The organism is Aminiphilus sp., assembly GCF_029975095.1.
In the GTDB taxonomy this organism is placed as follows: Bacteria; Synergistota; Synergistia; order Synergistales; family Aminiphilaceae; genus Aminiphilus.
On sequence record NZ_JARKPW010000002.1, the window covers coordinates 29,773 to 41,735 of the forward strand.

The following is an 11,963-nucleotide window of genomic DNA, read 5'->3' on the forward strand; positions in this document are numbered from 1 at the left end:
CTTCGCCCCGGGAATACGTCTCCCTTTCCTTCCGTCGCTTTTTTTATCGTTCCTCCCCCAAAAGAACGAAGGGAGCCCAGAACACGGGGTGCGGCAGACGCTCCAGAAGCGTCACCTGGGCCTTCCGAAGCGCCTGGGATTTGGTGTCCCCGGAGAGCCAGTTGTTGTAGAAGAGCACGAAGAGATCCTTCGTGGATGCGTCGAAGACGCTCCAGAGACTCGCGAGCAGGGACGATGTTCCCGCGTGGAAAAAGGAGCGGGAAAAACCGATGAGCCCCTCGGCATGACTCAGTCGCCCCAGGCCGGTCTCGCAGGCGCTCAGGACGACGCAGTCGGCGGAAAGCGGCAGGCGGAAGACTTCCGATGCCCGCAGCTCCCCGTCGTTCTCGCCGTCGGCGGCGAGGTAGATCGTGCTGTTCAGGGGGCGCCTCCCGTCGGCCATGGCATGGGTGGACAGATGCACCACGTCGAAACCGGCGGCTTTTGCGAAAAGGCGTGTTTCCGTCGCATCGGCGCCGAAGAAGATTTCCGAGGCGGAAAAGAGGGGTGCCACCTCGAGGACTTCCTGCTCCGCGAAGGGAAGCGGCGCAAGAGAGCCGTCGGAAAAGACGGGATTGCCGAAGCCGAGAAAGCGCAACGGTCTCGACCTCGTCGCCTCCGAGTTTCTCCGGGCGACGAGCAGGGTGTAGATGCCGAGAGAAGGCGCGTAGGAAAGAGCCGCCCGCTGCAGGAGATAGTCCGTTCCGGTCCAGAACGTCTGGAAGGGAATGGCGGCGAGAATGCCCTGGGGGATCACCACCACGTGCGGCGCCGTGTACAGAACGTTCTCCAGGGGTGCCACGAGCCCCAGATAGAGGCGGGAAAGCTCAAGGAAAGGAGGCTCCGCCTCGGGAGTCCGCAGGGAGGGCAGCGCGGCGTTCACCGCGTCTTCCACGGCCTGCCGCGAAAGAAGGGGCAGCGGCACGCACCGCACTCCGTCCCGGGTGACGAGAAATGCGAGGGTCCGTGACGGCAGCAGGTGGTAGCTCACCACGAGCACGCCCGGAGGGAGAAGACGCCGCATTTCCGCCGGAGGCGGAGGTGCGGGAGCGGAGAGGGCGGCCAGCTCCGGCGACGCGAGGGCCACTCGGCTTCGCAGGGATGCGAGCTTCTCCCGGAGTTCCGCGGCCTTGCGCTCGATCCGCTCCAGCGCAAGCCGCCTCCCCTCGTCCGGAGTTCCTTCGGCGAGGAGGGCGCTCCTCTTCGCGGCAAGGCGCTCCAGTTCACCCTCAAGGGCGGCGAGGGCCTCATAGAGTTCCCGGTCCGTCTCCCGGAGTTCCACCTGTCCCCCTCCCGCCACGTCGAGGAACGACCTTGCCTTCATGCGTTCCGACACGGAAAAGGCTTCCTCCACCTCCCCCCGTTCGACGAGGAGGTCCACGAGAAGATCGTAGGCGTCGTAACGATGCTCCAGAAAGGCGACGCGCTGTTCCACCGAGGCGAAGCGGGCGCGGACGGTCTCCAGAAGATCCACTGCCTCCCGAAGCAGCCCGAGAGCCGCCTCGCCGTCCCCCAGGGCCACCCTGGCCCGGGCGAGTCCGTGCAGGGCGGCGAAGACGAGGGGTGCATCCTCCACCCGCCTCGCCAGAGTGAGGGCCTCTTCGAAGCGGGTCGCGCTCTCGGCGAAACGCCCCTGTCGGAGACGAACAAAACCGCTATTGGATGTCACCAGGGCGAGACCCGCGACGTCATTCACCTCCGCATAGCCCTCGGCGGCCACGTCCAGAGCGCGTTCCGCAAGCTCCCAATCCTCCGCGGCGATGCCCAGGTTCGCCATGTTCACCATGAGATCCGTCGCTTCCCGTTCCATACCCAGGGCGTGATAGCCGTCGAGGGCTCTGCCGAAGTGCGTCTTCGCCTCTTCGAGCTGTCCTCCCCTGCGGGCCAGAATCCCGAGATTGACCAGGATCCCCGCCTCGGTGCGGCGGTCCCCCCGCTCCTGCGCGAGTTCAAGGGCACGGCGGAAGGCGCGCTCCGCCTCCTGCTCCTCTCCGGTGGCAAGAGCGAGCGTTCCCGCGTTCACGTACACCCCCACATCCTCCGGAACCGCGGGAGACATCTGAAAACGCAGCGCCCGGTCGAGTTCCTCCTTGGCCCGGCCGTACTCGCCCCGGGACAGAAAAAAGACCGCCAGATTGTTCCACACCCAGAGACGCTGCGACGAAAGACCCAAAGAGACCGCGAGCGCCTCACAGCGCTCCAGATCGGCCAGGGATTCCTCAGCCTCGAAGGCGTAGCGGTCCAGAAATTCCGCCCGGTTGAGCCGCACAACAAACTCGAGCCAGGGAGAGGGAACGCCTAGGGAGATCTCGAGGGCGACGCGAAAACGTTCCCGCGTCCGGGCAGGATCCTCCACACCCATGGAGAGACGGGCCAGATGATTCGCCGCGAGCCCCGGAATCTCCGGATTTCCCGGCATCTCCTCCAAGGTGCTCCGGGAGGCGTCTCGTTCCAACAAAGCCATGCCGCGCCTGAACGCCTCCTGCCACAGCGTCTCCGCCTCGGCGTGGCGCCCCTCGCGGTAGGCCGCAACGCCTCCGGAAAGGGCGACTAGCGCCTTGCCATAGTCGCTTCCGGTCCGCTCCGCCAGGGCTCTCAGCTCCTCCAGCGTCGTCGAGGCAGCGTCCCAGCGGGAAACTCCCTGGAAGGCACGGATCAAGCCGTCCAGCATGCGGATTTCCTGCACCGTCCGAAGGGAACGCAACGTTTCCGGCATCTCTTCCGGGGTGCTTCCGGAGGCGCGAAGCAGCTCCCGGGCACGTTCCACCAGGGCCAGCGCCTGCTCGTCGTCGCCGCGCCGGGAGGCGATGTAGCCGGCGGCGAGCGCGTACTCCACCCGTTCCGCCGGCCAGGCCATGGCGGAGGTCACGAGGAGAAACCCTCCGGCCTCGTCGAGGGCTTCGTCGTACCGCCCCCGATAGACGAGGTCGAGCACTCGGTTCCGCAGCGCCGCGAGACGCATCGCGGTGACGTGGGCATTCCGGACCTGGGCGTCGAGAGAGAGCAGCTCCGTCCGGGCGAGCCCCTCCGAGGGGAACGCGGCAAAGAGGATCGCAAGAAAGGCGAAACAAAAGAAGAAGGGAAAAAGAGGAAAGAAGAATCTGGAAACACGTTTCGACACCGAACACAACAAGAAGGGGAAAAGCGTGTGAGGACAAAAAGAGCGGGAACAAGGCGCCGTTCTGGTTCTTCTCACGAGAAATCGCCTCCCCTCCGCTTCGGAGAGCGTTCCGCCTCCCGAAGCGACCGCATGTCCCTCTGAGCGCAGTTCTTCTGAAATGGATTATATCTCAGAGCGACTCCGTTCGCCCCTTCCGTCCGGCTCCTCCGGCTCCGAAAGCGCGAAGAATCCGGCCGCCCGGGCCGGATTCTTCGCAAAAGGAGCGTCCGTCACTGCGTTTTTTCCGAGGCCTTTAAGAGGTCATCCCTTGCGTCGGAACAGGAAAAACGCCGGAACAAGAAGAGCCAGAGCCGGAAGCGTCCCGCCCCCTGCGTTGCAGCCGCCGCCCGATCCACCCGCCCCTTCCGTGGGAGAGGGAGATGCGGAGGGGGACGGCGTGGGAGAACCCGAGATCGTCGGTGTGGGCACCGCGTTGACGGTTACGGTGAGGATCTTCGAATCGACGGAGTTCGACGTGCTCCGGGCGGTCACCCGCACCGTGTAGGCGCCGGCGGTGGCAAAGGTGTGCGCCTTCGTCGCCGTAAGCGCATCCGTCACCGTCTCCTCGCTCGTTCCGTCGCCGAAGTTCCATTGATACTTCCACATGGTGCCGTTCGTGACTTCCGCCTTGCAGGTGAAGGTAACCTTCAGCGGTGCGGTCCCTTCGGTCTTGTCCGCCGTGAATTCGGTCACACGGACCGTACAAGTCGGTCACCCTCCCGCGACGGCAGGCTCGGAAAACAGAAAAACTACGGTGAAACACAAGGCACAAAGCAGAAAAAGGGCTGCACTCATTCGCTTCATATCTCTGAACATCCTCCCTTGACACATCTTGTCCGGAGAGAAGATTTCGGTGAAAGCCTCTTCTTCTCCGGGGTCAGCCTCACAGAATGTGTTTCTCCCCCTATTGTGCCCTATCTTTACGTGGCGATCAAGCCACGAAGGGTACCTCCGCCGGTCACTCGGTTGTTCCGGCGGGTTCCACGATGACCGCCACGCCGTCGGGAAGCACCAGAACGGGAGCAGCGACACCCATGCGCGCCTCCGCCAGGACCATGGCCTCTTCAAGCGTGGCCGCTGGAATCAACCCCAGCGTCCGGGCGTCGGCGAAGTTCTTCTCCTCCGTGACAAGCACCACGGTATGGCGGGAGAGAACCCGGGCCAGCACCTGCGCTTCCCACTGGTCGGGAAGGGTCTCGTTCCGCTTCCGCGCCCCGATCCGGGCAAGTACCTCCTCCGGCCCCGAGGCGTTGCGGAATTCCTCCACGAAGCGCTCGCCGCCGTTGCCGTCGCGGCACTCCGCGCACAGAACGATCACACCTCCGGGAATGCAGGCCGCCTCGCCTCCCGTCATGCCCTTCACGGCCTGGTAAATGTTCTGGTCCAGCGGATAGCCCCCGTTGGACGTGACCACCACGGGCGCGGGAGCGGCGGTCACGCCCGCGAGATCGCGCAGGAAGGCGCACCCCGCACGATGCGCCTTCACCCGGTGTCCCGCGAAGGCGGCGACCACATGGTGGTCCCTGTCGAGCACCACGTTGAGGACGAAGGCGAGGCGAGCCGCCTCGCCCGCGAAGAGCATGTCCGTCTGAAGGGGATTTCCCTCCAGGATGCCCGTCCTCGCCTTCGGATGGCCGATGAACTCCGCGCAATGGTTTCCCAACACGCAGGAACGACTTGCGATTCCGGGGAGCACGCTCTTGCATCCCCCGGAGAATCCCGCGAAGAAGTGGGGTTCGATGAAGCCCTCCGCAACAAGAAGATCCGCCTCGGCGGCGATGCGGTTGATCTCGCAGGGACCTCCCGAGGGAAGGCGCCCGATGGAGGCCATCTCCTCCTCCGCCGTGGCCTCGTGCACCACCACGCGAACGCGCCGGAGCGTCTCCTCGCCGAAACGGGCGACCTGCTCCTCCCGCGTCATGGGGCGATGCGTCCCCGTGGCGATGAGGAGCGTGATCTCCCCGTCGCCGCAACCGGATCCCCTCCGGAGCTCCTCCAGAAGAGGCGGCAGGGTGACGCGGCTCGGCAGGGGGCGCGTGTGATCACTGGTGATCACCACGATACGCTTTTTCCCCCGGGCGAGTTCCGCGCCCCGAGGCGCCCCGACGGGAGCCCCCAGAGCGCGGCGGACCAGTTCGTCCCCGGCGGCCTCGGGGAGGAGGTCATTCACCCGGGAGCGGAGAACCCCGGCGATTCGTTCCTCGGGAAGGACCAGCTCCAGGGAGGATGATCCATAGGGAATGGGAATGGACACGAAAGGTCTTGCGGATCCCATGAGAACGCACCTCTTTCCCGTCGTCCGGAAAACAGTCTTTCCCGTTGCGAGAGCGGGGAAAGCTCTTTACACACACGATGCCGGAGCACACTCCCGCTTCCCCGAAGCACCTGCGGCACTCTTCGACGCTGTCCGCTCCGGCGGGCACGCCGCCCGGATTTGCGCGGCGAGCCGCCGTTCCGTCCTTTTGTCCGGGCCTTCTCTCTGCAGCAAGTATAAACCAAAAACGGCGGTCACTCCTCGTCGGCGTCGTCGAGATCCTCCGATACTTCCGAGCGGGCGCTCCGCCTCCGCCGCAGGTCGCTCCAGATCCGCTCCGCCTTCGATCCGAGCAGCCAGAAGCTCGCCGCGAGGAGGGCGAAGAAGAGCGCCTTGTGCAGCGGCGCCCAGAAATACTCGAAGAAGCGCGTGTAGAAATTGAGACAGAGAAAGACCGTTCCGAACCCCCGCGCGAGCCCGTCGTCCCGCTTCAGCCCCCGGTAGACCGCTCCCGCCGCGACGATGCCGAAGAGCAGGCTCCAGTGGAACAGCTCCATCTGCCGCACCTCGAACCAGGACGCCGCGTCACCGTAGTTGCCGAAGATGGAGAGAATCCAGAGGGAGAGAAACAGGTAGAGAAAGCCCATGGTGCGGGTGGTCGTCCCGAGGAAGGCGAGCCTGGGACGCTGTCCCATGGCGTAGCCGAGCCCCGTGAGAACGGCACCGAAGAGGACGAAGCGCAGTGGATAGTTCATTCCCAGATAATAGGCGCCCCAGCCGGAGACATAACCCGTCTCGGCTCCCATCCAGCCGCCGAGGGACAGGAGCGCAAAGGCCCACACCTGGTTCGACTCCAGCATGATCCCGAGCGCACCGTAGAGAAGCGCCGCGCCCAGCGGAAGCAGCGGATAGAGCCGCTCGCTCCCGAAGAACATGCCGAGAAAGGCCATTCCCGTGGCGACGCTCAGCACCCCGAGAAAAAACAGGCTCTCGATGGAGTAGATCCGCTCGGGGGTCCGGGCGCGGCGGCGCACTCCCGCCGCGAAGAAGAGCGCCCCCAGGACAAAGAACACCACGCACTTGAAAAGGGGCGGAAGTGCAAGCACCCGCAGCAGAAACTCCATCAGGACTTCGTCGGCGAGGATCGCCCCCACCGCGATGGCCAGGCAGAGCACCGAGGCCAAAAGAGCGTACCGGGCCAGCCCGCGCCAGTCGAAGGGAATCACCCGGATGTCCGCCTCAAAGCCCCGGGCCGTCTCCTCCGAAAGCCGTCCCTCCCGGCGCCATGTTTCCAGAGCCGCCCGTAAAACTCTTGCCTTCTTCGCCGGAACCTCCATCGTCCATCCCCTCTTCCCGGGTGCACCCTTGCGCACTCACAGGGTAAGGTCACCGAGAAGAGGCAGCCTGTCAAGAGCGGAAAGACCGAAGGAGGGCCTCCGGAAGCAAGGAGCAAGGGAAGAGCCTGGGATTTTCTCTGTCTGTGTTCACGAGAAGCACGATGCTCATGCCGGATTCACCGAAGGTCGTGGAGGCAAGCAGTTCTTTCAGGGGTTTTCCCGCCGCGTCGGAATGCCAGAATTCCTTGCCGTTTGCCTCGCGCTGATGTTGCTTGAGGATGAGGCAATGAAAGGACGGGAGCGCCATCGGCACTCCCGTCCTCTCATTGCCTCTCCGTCGTCATCCCCTCCGGTTCAGCCCGCACTCCTTCATGGGAAGAGCGGGCACGGGAGGTCACCTTTCGAGAAATTCCCGGATGCGGCGGAGCCCCTCGGCGATGCGCTCCCGGGAGGTGGCGTAGCAGAAACGCACGTACTCCTGGTCCTCTCCGGCAGTGCGCGAACCGAAACAGTTCCGGGAAAGCACCGCCACGCCCGCTTCCTCCAGCAGTTTTTCCTGGAAAGCCCTGCTGTCGCTCACGCCAAGGCGGCGGCACGCCTCGGTAACGTTGACATAGGCATAAAAGGCGCCCCGGGGTTTCCGGCAGACGACACCGGGGAGCGTGGCGAGGGCGTCGCAGAGGAGATCCCGCCGGGCACGGTATTCGGCGACCATACTGCGGGCCGCGTCCTGGGGCCCTTCGAGGGCGGCGATTCCCGCCGTCTGCACAAAGGCGGCCGTGCAGGAGACGGAGTTGGTGACGAGTTTGGTGACGTGTGCGGCAAGCTCTCGGGGGAGAACGGCGAAGCCGAGACGCCACCCCGTCATGGCGTAGGTCTTGGAGAACCCGTCGAGGATGATGGTACGTTCCTTCATCCCCGGCAGGGAGGCGATGCTCGGCACATCTCCCTCGTAAGACATCTCACGGTAGATCTCGTCGGAGAGAACCCAGAGATCCTTTTCGCGGGCGATGGCCGCGACGGCTTCGAGGTCTTCCCGGCTTGCGACGCCTCCCGTGGGATTGTGAGGGAAGTTGAGGAGCACCATGCGCGTTTTCGGCGTCACCAGACGCCGGAAAGTCTCGGGATCGAAGCTGAAGTTCTTTTCCTCCACGAAGGGCAACGGAACGGGAACGCCTCCGGCATAGCGGATCACCGACTCGTAGGTGGGAAATCCCGGGCTCGGCGTGAGCACTTCGTCGCCGGGGTTGACGCAGCACAGAATGCCGCAGAAGAGGATCGGCTTAGCCCCGGGAGTGACCACCACCTCCTCGGGAGAGACGTCGATGCCGCGGGTGCGCCCCACGTAACGGGCGACGGCCTCCCGTAAAGGAAGAATGCCCGCGGAGGGGGTGTAATGGGTGTGATTCTCCTCGATGGCCCGGATGCCCGCGGCCTTGATGTGCTCGGGCGTGTCGAAGTCGGGCTCGCCGATGGCGAAGCTCACCACGTCCCGCCCTTCCCGCTCCATGCGCTGCACTTTCGAGAGAACGTCGAAGGCGCTCTCTCCCTGAAGGGCAAACACTCGTTCGGCAAATCGCATGATGTGCCTCCCGCCTCCTTCGCGGTCTGTCGTTCCCGCTCCCGTCTACTCGTACTCCTTGAGCATGGCGTAGAATTCATCTTCCTTGCCCTTCAGGATGTGGTACACGTGGTCATCCGTGGGGAACTTGCCGGTCTTCACGTCGGACACGTATTCCTTGAAGGCATTGATCTCGATCTCCGCCACGTTGGCGTATTTCTTGACGAACTTGGGCGTGAAGGCCTGGAAGTAGCCCAGCATGTCGCCGCAGATGAGAAGCTGTCCGTCGCAGGGACCGCCCGCGCCGATGGAATAGACGGGAATGGTGAGCTTCTTCGCGAGGAACTGAGTGAGTTCCGGTGGAACCGCCTCGAGCAGGAGCGCGAAAGCCCCCGCTTTTTCGATCTCCAGCGCGTCCTCGATGAGGTCCCGGGCGCTCGCGGCGTCGCGTCCCTGAGCCTTGAAGCCGCCGAGAGGACCCGAACTCTGGGGGGTGAGGCCGATGTGGCCGATGACAAGGATGCCCGCATCCACGATGGCCTTGATGCGGGTGATGACCCGGCGGCCTCCTTCGAGCTTCACGCAGTCCATGTCCGCTTCCTTGAGGAAGCGTCCCGCGTTCCGCACGGCGTCCTCGTCGGAGATCTGATAAGACAGGAAGGGCATGTCTCCCACGCAGAACGTGTTCGGTGCACCCCGGCGCACGGCCTGGCAATGACGGATGCAGTCCTCCATGGTAACGGGAATGGTTCCTTGGTAGCCCAGGACGATCATGCCGAGAGAGTCACCCACGAGGATCATGTCCATGCCCGCCGACTCCACGAACTGCGCCGTGGGGAAATCGTAGGCGGTGACCCACGCGACCTGTTCTCCCGCCTGCTTCATCTTGACGAATTCCAGACGTCCCTTCTTTGCCACGACTTTCACTCCTTTCATTGTCCTCTTGCGGATTTCTCTGCCCGCTTCCACGGCCACATTCTACTCCAATCTCTGATTTTACTCCAAAAACGCTATTTTCCGGCACATCTTCCAAGTTCCACGTTCCTTCCGGACGGAAGCGGTCCGTCCGCACCTCTGCGGCACGCCGCCTCCTCCACTCCGCAAGGGAGAACCCCTCCGGAAGCGCACGAGGGGAAACGGGGCGGAAACGATCGCCGCAGAGGAAACGGAGGCGAATCCGCTCAGGGATTTTTGCGGGCCTTCAGGATCTCCTCCAGTTTGTCCGCGTATGCGGCGATGCGCGGATCGGGGTAGTTTTCCAGGCTCTTTCGGTACGCCGCGAGGGCCTCCTCGAGGCGCCCCTCCTTCTGGTACGCGATGGCCCGCGTCACGAGCTTCTGCGCCCGCTCCCGGAGAAGGCGCTCCAGAGAGTCCGCATAGTCCGCGAGGATTGGATCCTCGTTGAGCTCCAAGCTCTCGCGGTACTTGCGGAGCGCCTCGTAATAGCGCCCCTCCCGCTGCAGGGCGACTCCCTCTTCGTACCGTGCGAGGGCCTCCGCAGGAACCAAAGGAGGCGCAGGAGAGACCGCGCTTTCCGGTGACGTTTTCCGCCCCTTCTCGAGGTTTGCGACGTGCGCCTCCAGCTCCGGATCGGGAGCGAGAGCCAGGCTTTCGCGGAAAAGTTCCACCGCGCCGGAGAGGTCACCGGCCTTTTCCTTCGCCGCCCCCTCCTCCCGCAGGGCCAGCGCCTTGCGAAGCCGTTCCAGCTCCTCCAGCAGAGGATCGCCCGGAGCATCCCCGCCGGCGGCGACGGGCGGAGCGGTCTCGACCGGCGGCGACACGAAAGCGGAGGGAAGACCGCCGTCGGGAACCCTCGCGGGAAAGGCGTTTTCGAAACGCACCAGCGCTGCGGGCGAGGCGGACATGGAACCGGGCCTTTCCTGAAGGATCAGGTCTCCCCGGGGTGTGGCGGCAAGCCCCTCCATGATCCCAAAGTTCTTTAGCGGAACGACCTGAAGGAACACCCCGTCCGGCCCGTACATCCAGAGTGCCTCCTCCGCGTCGTCAAAGGCGTAGATGCGCCCTTCCGCGTCTCCCGCGAGAAAGGTGGGGCGGAAATACACTCCCTCGTCAATGTCCTCCCCGCCGATTCCGGTTCCGTAGATGCTCCATTCCGCAAGACGTTCTCCCGAGGGCGCATGGACGGCGATGCGCTCCGCCCTGACGTCCCCCTCCGGGGCGTAGGCCAGGGCGATCTTTCCTCCCGGCAGGAGCGTCATGGCCCGGAAGCCCTGCGGAACCTGAAACCGGGAGAGGACGTTTCCCTCGGGGGAGAGGCGGAGCATCCCCGCGGAATTTCCGTCGCCGAGGGAGTTCTGCCCGGCGAGGAAGATCTCGCCGCGTTCACTGACGCCCAGATGGGTGACGTAGTTGATTCCCTGCTCTCCGAGCAGTTTGGTGCCCACGGACACCCGAGCGAGAAGCCTTCCGTCCCTGGAGAAGCGCTGCACGTCCCCCGTATAGCCGGAACGGTCGTCCGCCACGTAGACGGACCCATCCGGCCCGAAGGCGAGCGCCCTTGGATAGGAGAAGGCGCCGTCCCCCTCTCCCTTGGAACCCCATTCGGCGAGCACGGCCCCATCGGGCGAGAAGAGGGTCACCCTGTAGGCCCTGGAATCTCCCAGGGCGAGCACTCCGTCGGCGGCCACGGTCGGGCCGAAGGTGAAACGGAACCGCTCTCCCTCGGCGCCGTAGGGCATGCGCGCCGCCTCCCGCAGCGGCGGCGCATCCCTGCGGGCAGAGCCGAGCATGTGCTTGATGGTCTCCCGTTCCGCTTCGATGGAGGCGGCATCACCGCCGAGCATCACCAGAAGAAAGCGTTCCGCCGGAGGATCCCCGGGAAGCGCCGGGGGAGAATCGGCCATTTTATCGTCCTTCCAGGGTTCCTTGCAGATCACGAGGTTTCCCCCTACGGAGCGGGAGACCTCTCCCTTCCGCACGTCGCCGGAAAAGGAGTAGAACAGGGCGGGAAGTCCCGCGATGGTGATGTCCTCCTCCCGCTTCGTGAAGTTCGCGATGTCGTCCTTTTTCGCGCCCTTCTCGATATCCTCCAGAAAGGCCCTATAGCCCCCCGCTCCGGGAGCTTCCATGAGCCCCACCATGACCATCATCACCGGACCGTCCGCTCCGACATCGGGGTGGATTCCTTTGAAAAAACCCACTCCATCCCGCTCCACAACGGGCTTCCATTCCCGGGGAACCGCGAGGTAGAGCGCGTTCGCCCAGCGGAGCGCCATTCCCTCCGGAACGCCCTCTTCCGCCGCGAAAACGCTCCGGGCGACTCCGTCGGCGAAAAAGACGAGGGAACACATCCCCACGAGCAGAAGGAGAATCCTCTCAGGCCACGGTCGCCGTCGTATGCTCTTCCTCGGAACGGTCCCTTTTTTCGGTTCCTTCATGTTCCTTCCCTCCCCGCGAAATGTCTCTTCCGTCTCCTTGCCGTTTTTCCTCGCCGGCGTTCCGCCACTGATGCGAAAGGTGCGACACAAACTCTTCGAAAGCCCTGATCAAGTAGGATTCGCCCTCTCCCAATCGCAGTTCGCATCGCATTTTTCCGAGAGCGGCGCGGCATTTTTCAGAGCTTCCCTTCGCCAAGATCCGCCTCCGGGGAAA

Annotated in this window: 8 protein-coding genes; all 8 read right to left on the reverse strand. The window is 64.3% G+C overall.

All coding sequences use genetic code 11. The features are described 5' to 3' along the window. Nucleotides 1–43: 43 nt before the first annotated feature. The 8 genes from Q1K49_RS00135 to Q1K49_RS00170 all read right to left on the reverse strand — a co-directional run bounded on the left by Q1K49_RS00135 (nucleotide 44) and on the right by Q1K49_RS00170 (nucleotide 11,749). Complete coding sequence (locus Q1K49_RS00135; protein WP_300521333.1) at nucleotides 44–3,235, reverse strand: CHAT domain-containing protein; 3,192 nt, start codon at nucleotides 3,233–3,235, stop codon at nucleotides 44–46. A 225-nt stretch (nucleotides 3,236–3,460) separates the two neighbouring features. Beyond that, a complete protein-coding gene (locus tag Q1K49_RS00140; RefSeq protein WP_300521336.1) occupies nucleotides 3,461–3,892 on the reverse strand; it encodes a PKD domain-containing protein in 432 nt (143 codons plus the stop codon). Nucleotides 3,893–4,157: 265 nt separating this feature from the next. After that, complete coding sequence (gene larA, locus Q1K49_RS00145; protein ID WP_300521338.1) at nucleotides 4,158–5,474, reverse strand: nickel-dependent lactate racemase; 1,317 nt, start codon at nucleotides 5,472–5,474, stop codon at nucleotides 4,158–4,160. Nucleotides 5,475–5,707: 233 nt separating this feature from the next. After that, a complete protein-coding gene (locus Q1K49_RS00150) occupies nucleotides 5,708–6,790 on the reverse strand; it encodes a DUF2157 domain-containing protein (protein WP_300521340.1) in 1,083 nt (360 codons plus the stop codon). A gap of 70 nt (nucleotides 6,791–6,860) precedes the next feature. Further along, nucleotides 6,861–7,097, reverse strand: coding sequence for a hypothetical protein (locus Q1K49_RS00155; RefSeq protein WP_300521342.1), 237 nt, complete (start codon nucleotides 7,095–7,097; stop codon nucleotides 6,861–6,863). Between the two features lie 87 nt (nucleotides 7,098–7,184). Continuing rightward, complete coding sequence (locus tag Q1K49_RS00160; protein ID WP_300521343.1) at nucleotides 7,185–8,372, reverse strand: pyridoxal phosphate-dependent aminotransferase; 1,188 nt, start codon at nucleotides 8,370–8,372, stop codon at nucleotides 7,185–7,187. A 45-nt stretch (nucleotides 8,373–8,417) separates the two neighbouring features. After that, on the reverse strand, nucleotides 8,418–9,269 hold the full coding sequence (panB, locus tag Q1K49_RS00165; protein ID WP_300521345.1) for a 3-methyl-2-oxobutanoate hydroxymethyltransferase: 852 nt from the start codon (nucleotides 9,267–9,269) through the stop codon (nucleotides 8,418–8,420). Nucleotides 9,270–9,532: 263 nt separating this feature from the next. Then, on the reverse strand, nucleotides 9,533–11,749 hold the full coding sequence (locus Q1K49_RS00170; RefSeq protein ID WP_300521348.1) for a tetratricopeptide repeat protein: 2,217 nt from the start codon (nucleotides 11,747–11,749) through the stop codon (nucleotides 9,533–9,535). Nucleotides 11,750–11,963 lie beyond the last annotated feature (214 nt).